Source organism: Methylobacterium longum (assembly GCF_022179385.1).
In the GTDB taxonomy this organism is placed as follows: Bacteria; Pseudomonadota; Alphaproteobacteria; order Rhizobiales; family Beijerinckiaceae; genus Methylobacterium; species Methylobacterium longum.
Genome location: NZ_BPQS01000002.1, coordinates 280,245 through 297,493, shown reverse-complemented (window position 1 = coordinate 297,493; position 17,249 = coordinate 280,245). Strand labels below are relative to the sequence as shown.

Sequence of the window (17,249 nt, the reverse complement as noted above, 5' to 3'; positions counted from 1 at the left end):
TTCGATGTCGAGAGACATCGGACCTTTCCCCGCCGTCAAGCGGGCCGCGGCTGCATCCGAGCCTGCATCTGGTGCGTGACGATGCGATTCCGGCGCATGTTGCACTGCGTGAAAATCACGCTTTCCCAAATCGGTCGGGCGTGGCAAGAATAATTGTCCACAATTGATCTGCCGCGTCCGTCCCAGCCGCGACCGGCCGGCAGCGCCCGGCTCGACGCCGAGCCGACGTGGCCGATTCCTCCTATCTTAAAGTGGTGCGCCCGGTGTGGAGGGCGGCTTCGGAGATGGTCCGGTCGGTGACTGCCTTGAAGACACTTCTCGTCGGCGTGATCGGGCATGTCGATCATGGCAAGACCGCGCTGGTCCGCGCGCTGACCGGCGTCGAGACGGACAGGCTGAAGGAGGAGCGCGCCCGCGGGGTCTCCATCGTTCCGGGTTTCGCACTGCTGGCCGCCGGTGAGGGCGAGATCGACCTCGTCGATCTTCCGGGGCACGAGCGGTTCGTCCGCGCCATGATTTCCGGGGCCACCGGCATGCGGGCCGTGATGCTGGCGGTCGACGCGCACGAAGGCATCAAGCCCCAGACCGTCGAGCATCTCGAGATCGCGCGGCTCATCGGGGTGCGCCGCGGCGTCCTGGTCCTGACCAAGGCCGACTTGGCCACGCCCGAGGTCATCGCCGCGCGGGCCGCCGAGATCGCCGCCGCGGCGTCGAGGGCCGGGATTCAGGCGGGTCCGGTGATCGCCACCTCGACGGTGACGGGCGCCGGCCTGCCCGTGCTGGGCGCAGCCCTCGCCGGGCTGCTCGACGACGCGGAGGCCGGGACCGACGACGGCTTCCCCTACCTGCCGGTCGATCGCGTCTTCTCCCGCGCGGGCTTCGGCACCGTGGTAACCGGCACGCTGCGGCGCGGGGCACTGGCCGTCGGCGACCCGGTGGAGATCGTCCCCGGCGGCCGGACCGCCGTGGTGCGCGGCCTGCAGATCCACGGCCGCCCGGTGGAGCGCGCCGAGCCGGGTCGCCGCACCGCCGTCGCCCTGCGGGGTGTCGGCCTCGACGAGATCGGACGCGGTCAGGCGCTGTCGATGCCGGGTCTTCTCGCGCCGAGCCAGTGGGTCGACGTCGCCCTCGCGGCGGCGGCCAGCGCCGAGGAACCCCTGGCCGGCGGCACGGCCTGCCGCCTCCTGTTCGGCACCACCGAGGTCGCGGCGCGGCTGCGGCTGCTCGACCGCGACGCGCTGGAACCCGGGGCCGAGACCCAGGCGCAGCTGCACCTCGCCGAAGCCGTGGCGGTTCCCGCCCGGGAGCCGTTCGTCCTGCGGCTCGATTCGCCCTCCGTCACGGTGGCGGGCGGGCGGATCCTCGATCCGGCGAGCAGACGGCGCCGGCGGCGGGATCCGCGCGTCACGGCCGACCTCGCCGCCCTGGCGGCGGGGGGACCGGCCGTTGCGCTCGCCGTCCGCCTCGGGGAGGTTGGCGCGGTCGGCGCGACACTGCAGAATCTCACCCGCCTCGCCGGCACGGCGCCGGACCGCGTGCGGCGGCTGCTTGCCGAATCGGGCGCGCGGGAGATCGGCGACCGCTTCGTCGGGGCGGCGGCCTTCGAGGCTTTGCGCACCGCCGCGCTGTCGGCCCTCGCGCAGCACCACCGCGACCATCCGATGGAGCACGGGATCGCGGTCGAGCGCTTGACCCGCGCCCTGGCGCTCTCGGAGACGCTCGTCGCCACGGTCCTGCGCGACCTGGTGGCGTCCGGGACGGTGGCACAGGCCGGAAACCTGTGGCGGCGCGCCGATTTCGATCCGGCCCGCAACGAGAGCGAGGCCGCCCGCCGGCTGGAGCAGATGTTCCGCCGGGCCGGCCTGAACCCCCCCGATGAGTCCGAGGCGGTGGGGAGGGACGTGCGCCGACGCGAGGCGCTCACCTACCTCGTGGGTGCCGGAACGGTGATCCGCGCCATCGACCGGGTGCAGCGCCGCGCGGTGCTGTTCCACCGCGAGGCGGTGGCGAGCGCCCGCACGCGCCTGACCGAGGCGTTTCCCAACGCCGGGACGCCGGAGGCGGGCTTCCTCGCCCGCGAGGCCGGCGCGACGCTGGGCATCTCCCGTAAGTTCTCGATTCCACTTCTGGAGCACCTCGACGCCACCGGCTTCACCCGCCGGGCGGGAGACCGCCGGGTGATCGTCGAACTGGAGCCGGGCGCGGCTCAGAAACCCTGACCCGGCCAGTCGTCGAAGCCGGGCTCGTAGCAGGTGTAGCCGATCAGGCAGCGCGGGTTGTCCCGGGTCGGCCGGAAGGCGCGCTTGGCCACCTCCGTGGGTTCGCAGAACGATCGGTCTCGGACGAACCGATCGTAGGTCATGCCGCCGGTGCCCAGCACGATCGCGCCGCTGGCCTGGATCAGGCGCACCGTCTGCTGGCAGGTCATGGTCGTGCTCGACGGCCGGGTCTGCGCCGCGGCGGGCGCGGCCGTCAGGAGGAGCGCTGCAACGATCCGGCTCACCATCGGGTCCGCCTGTTCACCTCGTGAGACAGGCCGATAACCCGCCCAACGCCGCCTTCAGTTCCGCGATGGCGCCCGCCACCACGACGCTCCGCCCGGTGTCCGACCCGACCGCGGCCGGACACGTCACGATGCGCCGGCGGCAGCCGCCCCTCGGAAGCGGCGGCGGATGGGTCGGCCCATCGAGACGAACGAAGCCGGACACCTCGCCTCCGACCGCGATGAGGATGCGGACGGGGTTTCGCTGCGCTCAGGCGTCGGGTGGCACCCACAGGACGTTCCAGGCCGCGGCCCCCGTGGCGAAGGGGACGGCAGGGGACGGCTCCGGCGCGAGCGCCGCGTAGACCGGGAGGTGGCGCGCCGCACAGGCCGACCACCCGTGAGCCCTGAGGAGGTCCGGGGCGCGATTGCGCAAACGCGCCCGGCGCGCGGGTTCGAGGCTCGCCCGCATCGCCGCCGCGATGGCGCCGGTGTCTCCGGGATCCACCCAGAGGGCCGCGTCGGGCGGAAGGTATTCGCTGAATGGCGCTCGGGCCGGGACGACGACCGGTGTCCCGCACGCCACGGATTCCAGCACGCAGAGGCCGAAGCTCTCCGCAAGGGACGGCGAGACGAGCGTGTCCGCCAGCCTGTAGAGGCCCGGCATGTCCGCCTGCGCGATTGACCCCGTGCGGATCACCGGCCGGCCGGGTCCGACCTCGAGCCCCTCGCGTTCAAGCGCGGCGCAGCAGCGCGCGTGGTACCCGGCATGGTAGCCCGCTTGTCCGCCCGCTTGGTCGCCCGATGCGTCCGCGCCGGCCAACACGAGCTGCGCGTGCGGCATGTCCCGTCGGAGGATCGCGAAGGCCTCGATGATCGCGAGGGTGTTCTTGCGCGGCTCGAAACCGCCGACGCTGAGGAAGATAGGGCCCGAGCTCAGCCCGAGGCGCCGAGACAGCGCGGCCTCGCCTGAGTCGGGTTCGGGGTTGAAGGCGGCACCGTCGACGCCGTTGCCGACCACCTCCGCCGCCACGCCGTACTCGGCCGCGAGGTGGAGGGCTCCGATCTGGCTCAAGGTCAGCAGGCGTGCGGCGTCGATGATGGCCCGGTCCTGCCACCGCGCCAGCGTCGGATCCGCGACCGTCGTGACACTGTGGACGGTGCGGACGAACCCTGGGATCAGCCGGCGCCGCGCGAGCGTGGCCAGGGCGTTGCCGCTGATACTGCACTGGGCGTGGAAGACATCGAAGTCGCAGGCGGCCGGTGTCGCGAAATGAGCGAGGTAGTCCGCGATCCGCGCGCCGGCCCGCGCGGACGCTGGTCCGGCGACCGGCTTGGCCGCCACCGAGACCACCGGACAGGCCGCGTTGCGGAAGAAGCCAGAGCCGGTCGGATCGGGCGCATGGACGACGGCCTCATGGCCCAGGGCGCAGAGGGCTTCCCCGAGGCTCAAGGCATGGACGCCGCCGCCGCGGGGCCCGGTCGCGTGCGTGAGGATCGCGATACGCAAGCTGTCGATCCCGGGTCGGCTCGCCGAGGCCCGCGGCACGCGCGGGTGACACCCGCGACGCCGGACCGCGCTCCCCGCCGCCCATCGGAGATCCGCCCGACGATGGACGCATTGATCGTGCCGATCCGGGAACGGACCGACGGGACCGAATTCCGGCCTGTTAATTTTGTGTTACGAATTCAGTTAGCTTTAAAGCGACGAGCGGAACCGCTCCTTCCCACGACGTGTGTCAAATTGTATCCGTCTCCTACGAGAGCCGGAGCCAACGGTCGCGTGTCCCAGTCGACGAACTCTGTGAGCACCGCCCATCCCATCCGCAGGGCGCTGCATCGTCTCGGTGTGATCTGCGGCCTGCTGGTACTGCCCACGGCGGTCCTCGCCTACGCGGACCTCCTGCCCGATTCCCTGGACCTGATCGGCATCGACTTCCGCGAGAGTCCGGATCTTCCGCACGTCGCGCGCCAGATCGCCATCGGTGCGCCCCTGAAGATCGTGGCTTTCGGGTCGTCCTCCACGGAGGGTGTCGGCGCGTCGAGCCCGGCGAACGCCTACCCGGCCCGCCTCCAGTCCGACCTGCGCAAGAAGCTGCGCGGGATGGACGTGGCGGTCATCAACCGCGGCATCGGCGGCGAGCACGTCGACGACATGCTGGTGCGCCTGGACCGCGACGTCATCGCGGCCGAGCCGCAGCTCGTCATCTGGCAGACCGGGAGCAACGATCCCCTGCGCGGCGTGTCGATCGACCATTTTCGCGACGCCACCGTCGCGGCGATCCGGCGGATTCGCGAGGCCGGCATCGACGTGGTGCTGATGGAGCCGCAATGGTGCCCGAAGCTCGAGGCCACGCCGGGCGCGTCGCGCTTCCTCGAAGCGGTGCGCAGCATCGGTGACGAGCTCGACGTTCCGGTCATCCGCCGCGCCGACCTGATGCACGGTTGGGTGCGCGAGGGGAAGCTGACCACGAAGCAGCTCTTCGCCGCCGACGGCCTGCACATGGCCGACCGGGGCTACGCGCTCCTGGCCGAGGCCGCGGCGCAGTCGATCCTGCAGGATGCCGGCCCGGTGCAGACCGCCGAGGCCGTCGCGGAGTAACGCGGCCCGCTCCGCCCACCCCCCGATGCACAGCGGAGGTGGATTCCGGCGGTGAAACTCCCCATCTCGGCGCCATCGAGAGCGGAGCCGACACTTGAGCCAGGACGCATTCAGGTACGACGACCGGGGCGCGGTGCCCCAGATGCACGCGACCACGATCCTGATGGTCCGCAAGGGCGGCCGGGTCGTGCTGGGCGGCGACGGTCAGGTCAGCCTCGGCCAGACGATCGTGAAGGGCAACGCCCGCAAGGTCCGCCGCCTCGCCAAGGGCGCTGTGATCGGCGGCTTCGCGGGCGCCACGGCCGACGCCTTCACCCTGTTCGAGCGGCTGGAAGCGAAGCTGGAGCAGTATCCCGGCCAGCTGACCCGGGCGTGCGTGGAACTTACCAAGGACTGGCGGACCGACCGCTACCTCCGCCGCCTGGAGGCCATGATGCTGGTCGCCGACCGCGACGTGAGCCTGCTCCTGTCGGGATCGGGGGACGTGCTCGAGCCCGAGAGCGGCGTCATGGCGATCGGCTCCGGCGGGAACTACGCCCTGGCGGCCGCGCGGGCCCTGGAGGACGGCGACCTCGACGCGGAGGCGATCGTCCGCCGTGCCATGACGATCGCGGCCGAGATCTGCGTCTACACGAACGGCAACCTCGTGATGGAATCGCTCGACGCCAGCTGAGGGCTCGCCGGCCGCGGGCGGCCGGACATTGAGCCGGCTTCGGCGCAGGGGGCGACCCGCCGGCCGGTCCGGATTCCCGGCCCTGCCCGCGGCGCCGCTGCGTCGACGGGGCCCTCGCCGGGGCCCGTCGCGCCACGCGCCACGCGACCGGGCACCGGATTCGTTGGCAGCCACCACTATTCGGGCCACCGACTTCGGTTAAGTGCCTATTGAAGATTTACCGTCATTTTGCATTCGGTCATGCCTGGACGGTAAAATTCTCATGAATATCGGCGGAAAAGTGCTGGGCTTCGTCGGCGCCTGCAGCCTGACGACGCTCGTGGTGGCCGGCCTCAGCGTGGCGACGCTGAAGAGCTTCGACCACGCCCTGGCCACGGTCGGGGACGCCTCGGCCCGGGCGCTCAACGCCGCGAACTTCAACCGCCTCGCGGTCGAGGTCACGATGGATTCGCGCGGCGTCTACGCCTCGGCCGACCGCGCCGAGGCGGCGAAATACGCCGCCGGGATCCGGAAGAGCCTGGCCGAGATGGACGCCCTGCGCGCCGCCTGGTCGCCCACCGTGACCGCCGCCGAGCGCCCCCTGTTCGACGCGATGGCGCACAATGCCGACGCGTTCCGGACCCTGCGCAGCGCGCTGGCCGATGCCGGTGAGACGGTCGGGCCGCGCGCGGCGGCGGATCTCGGCTTCAACGACGCCAACCGCAGCAACCGCAAGGTCTTCCAGAGCAGCATCGATGCGCTGGTGAACGCGGGCAGGACGGAGATGGCCACGGTGCAGTCCGAGTCGCGGGCGCTGGTCGAGACCCGCACGCTGCTTCTCCTCGGCCTCGCCCTGGCCGGCACGCTGATCTGCACCGCCCTCGGTCTCCTCGTGGGGCAGCGCCAGATCGCCCGGCCCCTGCGGGCGGTCGCGGACGCGATCCAGCGCCTGGCGCGGGGCGATCACACGCCGTCCGCCGTCAAGCCCGGCCGCGACGAGATCGGGGCCATCTGGGCCAGCATGGCGGTCCTCGGCGAGACCATGCGGGGCGCCGAGAGCGAGCGCGCCGAGCATCAGCGCACGGATGCCGAGGCCCGGTCCTTGAAGCGGGTCGAGATGAGCGGGCTCGCCGACCAGTTCCAGGGCAGCATCGGCAGCCTCGTCGATCACCTCGCCGGCGCCGCCGCCGGGCTGGAGCGGGCCGCCGCCGCGATGGCCGGCAACGCCGAGCATACCGGCGCCCAGTCGCAGGCCGTCACCCGTGCCGCCGAGACCACGTCGCACAACGTCGAGGCCGTGGCGGCCGCCACCGAGGAGCTGGCCGCCACCGCCAGCGAGATCGGCGTGCAGGTCACGCAGACCTCCACGGCCGCCCAGAGCGCCGTCGAGGCGGCCCGGCGCACCCGCAGCAGCGTGCAGACCCTGGCGCGCACCGCGGACGGGATCGGGCAGGTCGTCTCGCTGATCTCCACCATCGCGGGCCAGACCAATCTCCTGGCGCTCAACGCCACGATCGAGGCCGCCCGGGCCGGCGAGGCCGGCCGGGGCTTCGCGGTCGTCGCCACCGAGGTGAAGGACCTCGCCACGCAGACCGCGAAGGCCACCGAGGAGATCGGCGGCCAGATCGCCGCCATGCGCGCCGCGACTCACGAGGCGGTCGCCGCCATCGAGGAGATCGGCGGCACGATCGAGCAGGTCCACGGCATCGCCCTGGGGGTTGCCGCCGCCGTGGAGGAGCAGCAGCTCGCCACGCAGGAGATCGCCCGCAGCGTCTCCGAGGCGGCGAGCGGCACCCGGGCCGTGACCGACACGATGGCGGCGGTCCTCGGCGCTGCCCGGGAGACCGGCGCCAGCGCCGCCGAGGTCCTGAACGCCGCCGCCGACATCGCGCGCCGCTCGAACGGGCTGGGCGGCGAGGTCTCGGGCTTCGTGGCCCGGGTGCGCGCCGCCTGAGCGCCCGGTCTCAGGGCCTCGCGGTTCGGGCAACCGGACTGCGCGGCCCTCGGGTCGACGAGAACCGCATCGCGCGCCGGCCGGGTCAACGGGTCGAGGCTCGTCTGACGCCCGGCGGCGATGTTGCAATGCGGCGCGGCTGACCCTAGGGTCGGCGCATTCGCAAGGACCCGGTGAAAGCCCGGGTGGCTCTTCCGGCCGCCGATCCGCCGGACCACGCATCCGAGACGCCTTCCGGTCCGCCCCGCGCGGACCCGCCTCTCGTGCGGATTTTCCATGCAACGCAAACTCTCCGGACCCGCCGGGCTCCTCAGCTCGTGGACGTCCAACATCCGCGGCGACACCCTGTCGGGGATCGTCGTCGCCCTCGCGCTGATCCCCGAGGCCATCGGCTTCTCGGTGATCGCCGGGGTCGATCCCAAGGTCGGCCTCTACGCCTCCGTGGTGATCGCCTGCACCATCGCGTTCGCGGGCGGGCGGCCGGCCATGATCTCGGCCGCCACGGCCGCCACCGCGGTGGTGATGGTCGACCTCGTGCGCGCCCACGGCGTGCAGTACCTCTTCGCCGCCACGATCCTGATGGGCATCATCCAGATCCTGGCCGGTCTCCTCCGGCTCGGCCGGCTGATGCGGTTCGTCTCGCAATCGGTGATGACCGGCTTCGTCAACGCGCTGGCGATCCTGATCTTCCTGGCGCAGATGCCCGAACTCACCGGGGTCACGCCCGCCACCTACGGGCTGATCGCCCTCGGGCTCGCGATCATCTACGGGTTCCCGCGGATCACCCGCGCGGTACCCTCGCCGCTGGTGGCGATCGCGGTGCTCACCACGGTCACCGCCGTGTTCCACCTCGACGTGCGCACGGTGGCGCATCTCGGCGCCCTACCGTCGGCGCTGCCGAGCTTCGCCCTGCCGGACGTGCCCCTGACCCTCGACACCCTGCGGATCCTGCTGCCCTACGCGGCGACGCTGGCGGCGGTCGGCCTGCTGGAGAGCCTGCTCACCGCGCAGATCGTCGACGACTTGACCGACACCGGAAGCGACAAGAACCGCGAGTGCATGGGCCAGGGCGTCGCCAACATGGCCTCGGCGGTGTTCGGCGGCATGGGCGGCTGCGCGATGATCGGCCAGTCGGTGATCAACGTGTCGTCCGGCGCCCGCGGCCGGCTCTCGACCCTGGTGGCCGGGGCCTTCCTGCTGCTGCTGCTCGTGGCACTCCAGGATCTGCTCGCCGTGGTGCCGGTGGCGGCGCTCACCGCCGTCATGATCATGGTCTCGGTGAACACGTTCTCCTGGCGCTCTCTGCTGCGCCTGCGGACCAACCCGCTGCCCTCCTCGGCGGTGATGCTGGCGACCGTGCTGGTGGTGGTGGCCACGAAGGACCTCGCCATCGGCGTGCTGGTGGGCGTGCTGCTCTCCGGCGTCTTCTTCGCCGGGAAGGTCTCGCGGCTGAACCGGATCACGTCCGATCTGTCGCCCGACGGCAGAACCCGCACGTACCGCGTCGTCGGGCAGGTGTTCTTCGCCTCGGCCGGCACCTTCTCGGAGGCGATCGACCTGCTGGAGCCGGTGGAGCGCCTCGTGATCGACGTCCATGCGGCGCATTTCTGGGACATCTCGGCCGTCGCGGCCCTCGACCGGGTGGTGATGAAGGCGCGGTCCCGCGGTCGCGATGTCGAGGTCGTGGGGCTGAACGCGGCGAGCACGACGCTGGTCGAGCGCTTCGGCCGGCACGACAAGGACGCCGCCGCGGCCCTTCCGTCGCCCCATTGACGGCCGCCAGTCCGGGACGATCCGGCGTGGCGTCTCAGGGTGAGTGGCGAGTTTGGATGCCGGGCCGCCTCCGTCGCTGCGGATCATCCTGAGGGCGGCGATACGCCCGCGCCCCTTGCGCGGCGCGGCGCGTGACCCCATTCCCGGCCCAGGCCCTTGCTCCGGGCCGGGGAACAGGGATGGCACAGCGGTGACGACATTCTCTCCGCGCGAGATCGTGTCCGAACTCGATCGCTTCATCGTCGGGCAGCATGACGCCAAGCGCGCCGTGGCGATCGCGCTCCGCAACCGCTGGCGCCGCCAGCAGCTCACCGGGCCGCTGCGCGAGGAGGTGGCGCCCAAGAACATCCTGATGATCGGGCCGACCGGGTGCGGCAAGACCGAGATCGCCCGGCGCCTCGCGCGCCTCGCCAACGCGCCGTTCCTGAAGATCGAGGCCACCAAGTTCACCGAGGTCGGCTACGTCGGCCGCGACGTGGAGCAGATCGTCCGCGACCTCGTCGAGGTGGCCATCGGCCTGACCCGGCAGCAGAAGCGCGAGGGCGTGAAGGCCAAGGCCGAGGCGGCGGCCGAGAACCGGATCCTCGACGCCCTGGTCGGGCCGACCGCGAGTCAGGCGACCCGCGACAGCTTCCGGCGCAAGCTCCGCAACAGCGAACTCGACGACAAGGAGGTCGAGTTGGAGCTGACCTCCAGCGCCCCTTCAGGCCTTCCCATGTTCGAGATCCCCGGGATGCCCGGCGCCTCCATGGGCGCGATCAATATCGGCGACATGCTCGGCAAGGCGCTGGGTGGCCAGCGCGGCAAGCCGCGCCGGGTCCTTGTGCGGGACGCCTACAAGCCCCTGATGGCCGAGGAATCCGACAAGCTCGTGGATGACGAGGCACTGATGCGCGAAGCGATCCGCGAGGTCGAGAACAACGGCATCGTGTTCCTCGACGAGATCGACAAGATCTGCGCCCGCGAGGGTCGCTCTTCCGGCGACGTGTCCCGCGAGGGCGTCCAGCGTGACCTGCTGCCCTTGATCGAGGGCACCACCGTCGCCACCAAGCACGGGCCGGTGAAGACCGACCATATCCTGTTCATCGCGTCGGGCGCCTTCCACGTCTCGAAGCCGGCCGACCTCCTGCCGGAGTTGCAGGGACGGCTGCCGATTCGCGTGGAGCTGCAACCGCTGACGGTCGACGACTTCAAGCAGATCCTCACCGCCACCGAGGCCAGCCTGATCAAGCAGACCGTGGCGTTGATGGAGACGGAGGGCGTGACCCTGACCTTCACCGACGACGCCGTGGATGCCCTCGCCCGCGTCGCCGTGGAGGTGAACTCCTCGGTGGAGAACATCGGCGCCCGCCGGCTCCAGACGGTGCTGGAGCGGGTGATCGACGAGATCTCCTTCACGGCCACCGACCGTTCCGGCGAGACCGTGCCGATCGACGCGGCCTACGTGCGGGAGCGGGTCGAGGATCTCGCGGCCAACGCGGATCTGAGCCGGTTCATCCTCTGACGATGGGGCGGCGCGCCGCCCGGCGGGGAGCCCCGTCGTCGAGGCCGCGTTTACCGGGCGCCGCCGGTGAGCCGGGATGCCATGACTGCCCCCGAAGGGCCCTACGCACGTCGGCGGTCAGGGATTCTCGGCTCCGCGACAGGGTTCCCATTTGACCGGGGGACGTGCGGGGCGCCGGCCCCCCAACGCCATCCCATCGGACCGCATTCCTGAAAGTACCGCGGCGTGGCAGGCAACAGGTTCGGCCTCGGCGATACCGTCCTCTCGGTGGCGGCCCTCGTCACCGGCATGGTGTCGCTGCAATGCGGCGCGACCTTCGCCAAGAGCCTGTTCCCGGCGGCCGGCGCCGCCGGGACCTCCGCGCTGCGCGTCGGCTTCTCGGCGCTGATCCTCATCGTGGTCTGGCGGCCGTGGCGGCGCAGCCTGCCGGCCCGCGAGGCGGGCTGGATCGCCCTGTACGGCACGGCCCTCGGGCTGATGAACCTGCTCTTCTACCTCGCCCTGGCGCGGCTGCCCCTCGGCCCCGCGGTGGCGATCGAGTTCGTCGGGCCGCTCGCGGTCGCACTGATCGCGTCGCGGCGCCGATCCGATTTCATGTGGATCGGCGTGGCCGTGGCGGGACTGACGCTGCTCCTGCCGATTGCAACCACGGAAGGGCTCGATCCGATCGGGATCCTGCTCGATCTCGGCGCAGCCCTGGCCTGGGCGCTCTACATCCTGTTCGGCCAGCGCGCCGGCCGGATGGATGGGGGTCAGGCGGTCTCCCTCGGCATGCTCACCGCCGCCGTGGTGGTGGCACCCTTCGGCGTGGCGGAGGCCGGACCGGCGCTGCTGGCGCCCGGCATCCTGGTCTCAGGCCTCGCGGTGGCGCTGATGTCCAGCGCCCTGCCCTACTCGCTCGAGATGGTCGCGCTCCGCCGGCTGGACCGGAAGAGTTTCGGCGTATTGATGAGCGTGGAACCGGCGGTGGCGGCCTGCGCCGGCCTGCTATTGCTGGGTGAGCGAATCAGCGCTGTCCAATGGCTCGCCATCGGCCTCGTGATCACGGCATCCGTGGGGATCACTGTGGGCTCGCGGCGGGCGGGGCCGGTGCCCTTGGAAGCCTGACGGCTGCTACTTGCCGGCCAGGACCCGCGAGGCGACGTTAATGTACTTGCGCCCCGCCTCCTGGGCGTGGAGCACGGCGTCGCCGAGCTTCTCCTCGTCCCGGACGCTGGCGAGCTTGATCAGCATCGGCAGGTTGATGCCGGCCACCACTTCCACCGACCCGCCGTTCATGCAGGAGAGCGCAAGATTCGAGGGCGTGCCACCGAACATGTCGGTCAGCACCACCACGCCCTCACCGGTGTTGACGCGACAGACTGCGGACATGATGTCCCGCCGCCGCAGCTCCATATCGTCCTCCGGCCCGATCGTGATCGTCTCGATCTGATCCTGCGGGCCGACCACGTGCTCCAGTGCGGCCTTGAACTCGGTCGCAAGCAGCCCGTGGGTGACGAGCACCATGCCAATCATGGACACGTGTTCCAACGTCGTGTGTGTGTCGCCATGTTGTGCATCGCACAGCCCCCCACAAGGCGAACGCGACTATTTTGCCCGGACATTCCTGCAATCATGCCACGGCTGCTTCCTGCGCGCCATGGGGTGATACCATTGTTGCGCGACTTGGGCTTCGTGTGCGGCTGCGAAGTCACGGCCGCTTCTGCCGCAGCGCCGCACGAATCAGGAGCGGCGCGAGGCCGGCGGCACGCACGCCGGCGTCCAGGACGAAGCGCGGTAGGGCGATCCCGAGCAGGTCCGCGTCGCCCGGCGCGTCCGGCATCCGCGGTGCCGCGTCGACGAGGTCGACGGCGAGGTGCAGGATCGCCCTGTCCTGCACCGCGACGCCGAGGCTGGCGACCGGCAGGATCCCCTGTCCCCGCACCTCGACGTGGCCGGCGAGCGCGGCGTGGGGACGGGCCACGAGCCGCCCCGCCTCCACCGCGCAGATCACGCGGTCGTCCGCCACGAAGGCGCCGTCCTGCGCCGCGGCGAGGAACAGGGCGAGGCTCGACTTGCCGGCGCCGGACGGCCCGCGGATCAGGACGCCCGCGCCGCCCACCACGCAGCAGGCCGCGTGGACCGTGATCATCAGGCGTTGAGCTGGCGCGGGGCGGCCGGCAGTCGGACGATGAAGCGGGCACCGCGCACGGTGGGCTCGCCGTCCTCGTCGGGGGTGCCGGGTCGGTTCTCGGCGCGGATCGTGCCGCGATGGGCCTGCACGATCTGCCGGGAGATCGACAGGCCGAGCCCGGAATTCTGACCGAATCCCTGCTCGGGCCGGTCCGTGTAGAAGCGCTCGAAGATCCGCTCCACGGCGTGCTCGGGGATACCGGGCCCCTCGTCCTCGCAGATCAACTCGACCTCGCCGCGGACCCGGCGCAGGACCACCCGGACCTTCGCGTCGGACGGCGAGAACGAGCGGGCGTTGTCGAGGAGGTTGTTGACCACCTGCCCCAGGCGGCTGTCGTGACCGATGATCGTGAACGGCGCGTCCTGCTCCGATGCCGTGGTCTCGACGTCGAGGTGGATCAGGCAATCCTTCGGGCGCCGCCGCTCGTTGGCCACCGACACCACCGTGGTGAGCAGCCGCCGCAGGTCGACCCGCCGTGCCTCGGCGCGCGCCAGCTCGGCGTCGAGGCGCGAGGCGTCGGCGATGTCGCTGATCAGCCGGTCGAGGCGCTTCACGTCGTGCTGGATGATCGCCATCAGGCGTCCGCGCGAATCGTCGCTCTTGGCGAGGGGCAGCGTCTCGACGGCGCTGCGCAGGGACGTCAGCGGATTCTTCAGCTCGTGGCTCACGTCGGCCGCGAAGCTCTCGATGGCGTCGATGCGCCGGTAGAGCGCCTGGGTCATGTCGCGGAGCGCCCCCGAGAGGTGGCCGATCTCGTCGGTGCGCTCGGTGAAGTCGGGAATCTCCTCGCGGGTCTTGATGCCCATCCGGACCTTCTCGGCAGCCTCCGCCAGACGGCGCACCGGGCCCGCGATGGCGCCCGCCAGCAGGAACGACAGCACCACCATCACGGCCGAGGCCACGAGGAAGACCTGTAGCAGGCCGAACCGCTCCGAGGCGATCACCCGGTCGATGGCATCGCCCTGCGTGGAGATCAGCAGGGCGCCGCGGACGGAGCCGGCCCGGTGGATCGGCACCGCCACCGAGACGGTGGTCTCGCCCAGCTTGTTCCGGCGCACGAGGCTCGCCCGGTTGCCCCCGAGCGCCGCCTGGACCTCGCGGAGGGAGTGGCCGTTCACCGGCCCGGTCTCCTCCGTCTGCGCGCTCCGGGCGCGGAACAGGCCGACGAGCTTGGTCTGCACCGTCTCGAAGGCGGATTCGAGCATCCCGGGCTTGTGCGGCCGCGGCTCCAGCGGATCGGCCCGGCCGGCGTCGCCGCGTTTGAACAGGGTCCGCGTGTCGAACAGGAGGCCGCCCTCCTGATCGTAGACGCGGGCGCGGTTTCCGGTGGGCGTGACGAGGCGCGAGAGCAGCGGCGCCACCTTCTCGGGGTTGAGCGAGAAGGCGAGCGGCTGCGATTCCTCCTCCGCCGCCTCGCCGGCCTGCTGCTGGAGCAGCTTGTCGGGGTCGATCCGGATCGTGTCGGTGTCCACCGACGCGGAGGCCGCGATCGCGCCGGCGATGATCTCGCCCTGGATCGCGAGGCTCTGCGTCCGGGCCTGGATCAGGCCCTGGCGGAACTGGTTGAGGTACAGAAACCCGACCAGCAGCGCGATCAGCCCGACGAGGTTCAGGACGACGATGCGGCGCGTCAAGCTCGACGAGGCGCGCTGGCCGATCGCCTCCCAGAGGCTGCGGGGCCATTCCAGCGGTCGCGACAGGGTCTGCCCCAGGGCGGTGCGCGGCGGCGCATCGTCGGCCTGGGCGGGTGTACGCGCGGTCACGCGGCGGATACCGAAAATCACGCCTCCTTGAACCGGTAGCCGACCCCGTAGAGCGTCTCGATCATGTCGAAGCTCTGGTCGGTCACCTTGAACTTCTTGCGCAGGCGCTTGATGTGGCTGTCGATGGTCCGGTCATCGACGTAGACCTGATCGTCGTAGGCGGCGTCCATGAGGGCGTTGCGGCTCTTCACGACACCGGGGCGCTGGGCGAGGGCCTGAAGGATCAGGAACTCGGTGACCGTCAGGGTCACGGGTTCGCCCTTCCACGTGCAGGTGTGACGCTCGGGATCCATCATCAGCGCGCCGCGCTCCAGGGACCGGGCCGCGATCTCCTCGGCCCCGCGCGGGGTGGCGCCGGGCGCCTCCTTGGCGAATCGGCGCAGCACCGCCTTCACGCGCTCCACCAGGAGGCGCTGCGAGAACGGCTTATGGATGAAGTCGTCGGCGCCCATCTTGAGGCCGAACAGCTCGTCGATCTCCTCGTCCTTCGACGTGAGAAAGATCACGGGAAGGTCGGATTTCTGCCGCAGGCGTCGGAGAAGCTCCATCCCGTCCATCCGCGGCATCTTGATGTCGAAGATCGCGAGATCCGGCGGGGAGTGGCGCAGACCGTCCAGGGCGGAGGCGCCGTCCGTGTAGGTCTGGATGCGGTAGCCTTCGGTCTCCAGCGCGATCGACACAGAGGTGAGAATGTTCCGGTCGTCGTCGACGAGGGCGATGGTCGGCATGCGCGGTCCCTGACTGAACGGGTTCAGGCGCGGTCCCGGCTCTACGCACAGGCCGCGCCGCATCCCGGCCCCCGAGGGGCAGACGAACGCGCGAACCGGGCGGTTTCGGCGCAGCCCGGCGCGCGCAAAGGGACAGGTGCTTTAGTACGGCCGATTGGAAAAAGCGAGCGGCGGTCATAGCTTGGCCGTAACGCAGGGCCGCGGCGGCCGATCTGACGCGGGCCGGACGCCTCGCGCGCCGGCCGCCGCGCCGGTAACGTGCGGCTGGAAGGCGGCGGTGATCCGAAGGGGCGCGACGGCATGGGCGAGACGAGCGAGAACGGACCCCGCGGCCCGGCCCGACCGCTGCCCGCCGAGGCGGCCCCCTTCGACGCCATCGGGCTGGCGCGCGCCCTGCTGCGCGGCGTCCGCTCCGGGGCGTTGGCGACCCTCGACCCGGACGGGACCCCCTTCGCCTCCCTCGTGACGATGGCGACCGACTCGGATGGGACGCCGCTGATGCTGCTGTCGCGGCTCTCGGCCCATACCCGCAACCTGCTGGCCAGTCCGCGCTGCTCGTTGCTGTTCTCGCAGGGCGGCAAGGGCGATCCCCTGGCCCATCCCCGGCTCACCGTGGTCGGCCGCGCCGTCCAGACCCAGGAGATTCGGGCCCGGGAGCGCTTCCTGGCCCGCCATCCCAAGGCCAAGCTCTACGCCGACTTCCCGGATTTCGGGTTCTTCGCCCTCGATCCCGAAGCCGGCCATCTCAATGGCGGCTTCGCGAAGGCCGCGACGCTGACGCGCGACCAGCTGCTCCTCGACCTCTCCGACGCCGAGGCTCTGGTGGCGGGCGAGCGCGGCGCCGTCGAGCACATGAACGCCGACCACGCCGACGCGCTCGCCCTCTACGCCGCCGGCTCCGGCGCCGAAGCGGGCCTGCCGTGGCGCCTCACCGGCCTCGATCCGGAGGGCATGGACCTGATGGCGGGCGACCGAACGGCGCGGGTCACCTATCCCGAGCGCGTCGCCGACATGGGGGGCCTGCGCAAGAGCCTCGTTTCCATGGCCGCGCGGGCGCGTGCGACCGGCACAGAGGCGTGAGGGCGCAAGGACTTCACGCGGGGGCATGGCGAAAGGTCGCTGAATGCCCCATATCGGCGGCATGAGCGATACCCAGACAGACACCTATCCCTTCAGCCTCGACGTGGAACCGGTTGGCGAAAGCGGCTCCCTGTTCCAGTGGAGCATCCGCAAGCACGGGAAGCTGCACCAGCGCTCGGACCGGAAGCATCCGACCGAGGCGAAGGCGCGCTCCCACGGCGAAGCCGAGATCGAGCGCCTGATTCGCGACCGCGGTCGCTGAGCGGACGGGCCGGATCCGGCGATCGTCACGTCCCCGGCACGGGGGTCGGCATGGTCCGGCCCCCGTCGTCGTGACCGCCCCCGGCGGTCCGGATCCCAGGCCCTGATTCGCAGCCCCCGGCCGACGCTGCGGGATCTTCGACCCGGCGGCGCCGCCGCGCGGGCGCTTAGGCCGCGCTTGGCGCCTTGCCGCCGCACTGCTATCTCGCGCGGAAGCCGATCCATCCGAACACGCCCCGACGTCAGACGGCGTGCGCCGGCGCGTGCCCGAACGGAA

General features: G+C 71.3%; 15 protein-coding genes and 1 other annotated feature. Of the genes, 9 read left to right on the top strand and 6 right to left on the bottom strand.

All coding sequences use genetic code 11. The annotated features are described in order from the left end of the window. Positions 1–284 precede the first annotated feature (284 nt). The gene (gene selB / locus MFF58_RS03240) at positions 285–2,219 is read left to right on the top strand and encodes a selenocysteine-specific translation elongation factor (protein WP_238285274.1); all 1,935 of its coding nucleotides are present in this window, start codon (positions 285–287) and stop codon (positions 2,217–2,219) included. Here the strand turns inward: selB and MFF58_RS03235 are convergent. Then, positions 2,207–2,506: a hypothetical protein gene (locus tag MFF58_RS03235; protein ID WP_238285273.1), complete on the bottom strand. Its 300-nt coding sequence runs from the start codon at positions 2,504–2,506 to the stop codon at positions 2,207–2,209. The two genes, selB and MFF58_RS03235, sit on opposite strands and share 13 nt — an antisense overlap. A gap of 247 nt (positions 2,507–2,753) precedes the next feature. Then, entirely contained in the window at positions 2,754–4,001 is a 1,248-nt protein-coding gene (locus tag MFF58_RS03230; RefSeq protein WP_238285340.1) for an MSMEG_0565 family glycosyltransferase, read from the bottom strand. 264 nt (positions 4,002–4,265) lie between these two features. Between MFF58_RS03230 and MFF58_RS03225 the strand changes: the two genes are divergently transcribed. The 6 genes from MFF58_RS03225 (at position 4,266) to MFF58_RS03200 (ending at position 12,074) form a co-directional block, all read left to right on the top strand. Continuing rightward, positions 4,266–5,084 carry an SGNH/GDSL hydrolase family protein gene (locus MFF58_RS03225; RefSeq protein ID WP_373323261.1) on the top strand — a complete coding sequence of 273 codons (819 nt, stop codon included), beginning with the start codon at positions 4,266–4,268 and terminating at the stop codon, positions 5,082–5,084. Positions 5,085–5,226: 142 nt separating this feature from the next. After that, positions 5,227–5,757 (top strand): ATP-dependent protease subunit HslV, encoded by a 531-nt coding sequence (gene hslV / locus MFF58_RS03220; RefSeq protein WP_238285338.1) that lies wholly within the window; start codon positions 5,227–5,229, stop codon positions 5,755–5,757. Between the two features lie 262 nt (positions 5,758–6,019). After that, positions 6,020–7,690: a methyl-accepting chemotaxis protein gene (locus MFF58_RS03215; protein ID WP_238285272.1), complete on the top strand. Its 1,671-nt coding sequence runs from the start codon at positions 6,020–6,022 to the stop codon at positions 7,688–7,690. 163 nt (positions 7,691–7,853) lie between these two features. Continuing rightward, positions 7,854–7,909: a sequence feature (sul1 is cis-regulatory element that is thought to sense ions involved in sulfur or methionine metabolism; They are found in Alphaproteobacteria), on the top strand. A gap of 57 nt (positions 7,910–7,966) precedes the next feature. Then, positions 7,967–9,463: a SulP family inorganic anion transporter gene (locus tag MFF58_RS03210; RefSeq protein WP_238285269.1), complete on the top strand. Its 1,497-nt coding sequence runs from the start codon at positions 7,967–7,969 to the stop codon at positions 9,461–9,463. A gap of 190 nt (positions 9,464–9,653) precedes the next feature. After that, on the top strand, positions 9,654–10,967 hold the full coding sequence (gene hslU / locus MFF58_RS03205) for an ATP-dependent protease ATPase subunit HslU (protein ID WP_238285267.1): 1,314 nt from the start codon (positions 9,654–9,656) through the stop codon (positions 10,965–10,967). 225 nt (positions 10,968–11,192) lie between these two features. Next, positions 11,193–12,074 (top strand): EamA family transporter, encoded by an 882-nt coding sequence (locus MFF58_RS03200; RefSeq protein ID WP_238285265.1) that lies wholly within the window; start codon positions 11,193–11,195, stop codon positions 12,072–12,074. Between the two features lie 6 nt (positions 12,075–12,080). Here the strand turns inward: MFF58_RS03200 and MFF58_RS03195 are convergent, their stop codons facing one another. The 4 genes from MFF58_RS03195 to MFF58_RS03180 form a co-directional block, all read right to left on the bottom strand. Next, positions 12,081–12,482 (bottom strand): PTS sugar transporter subunit IIA, encoded by a 402-nt coding sequence (locus tag MFF58_RS03195; RefSeq protein ID WP_043351658.1) that lies wholly within the window; start codon positions 12,480–12,482, stop codon positions 12,081–12,083. A gap of 175 nt (positions 12,483–12,657) precedes the next feature. Further along, entirely contained in the window at positions 12,658–13,098 is a 441-nt protein-coding gene (locus MFF58_RS03190) for an HPr kinase/phosphorylase (protein WP_238285264.1), read from the bottom strand. After that, the gene (locus tag MFF58_RS03185; protein ID WP_238285336.1) at positions 13,098–14,852 is read right to left on the bottom strand and encodes a sensor histidine kinase; all 1,755 of its coding nucleotides are present in this window, start codon (positions 14,850–14,852) and stop codon (positions 13,098–13,100) included. Before MFF58_RS03185 ends, MFF58_RS03190 begins: the two co-directional genes overlap by 1 nt. Positions 14,853–14,920: 68 nt before the next feature. Further along, complete coding sequence (locus MFF58_RS03180) at positions 14,921–15,631, bottom strand: response regulator transcription factor (protein WP_238285262.1); 711 nt, start codon at positions 15,629–15,631, stop codon at positions 14,921–14,923. A 300-nt stretch (positions 15,632–15,931) separates the two neighbouring features. On the opposite strand from MFF58_RS03180, the gene MFF58_RS03175 reads away from it, so the two are divergent. Together MFF58_RS03175 and MFF58_RS03170 are read left to right on the top strand one after the other, a co-directional pair. Then, on the top strand, positions 15,932–16,711 hold the full coding sequence (locus tag MFF58_RS03175; protein WP_238285261.1) for a HugZ family pyridoxamine 5'-phosphate oxidase: 780 nt from the start codon (positions 15,932–15,934) through the stop codon (positions 16,709–16,711). A gap of 43 nt (positions 16,712–16,754) precedes the next feature. Next, positions 16,755–16,973 carry a hypothetical protein gene (locus tag MFF58_RS03170; protein ID WP_238285260.1) on the top strand — a complete coding sequence of 73 codons (219 nt, stop codon included), beginning with the start codon at positions 16,755–16,757 and terminating at the stop codon, positions 16,971–16,973. Positions 16,974–17,249 lie beyond the last annotated feature (276 nt).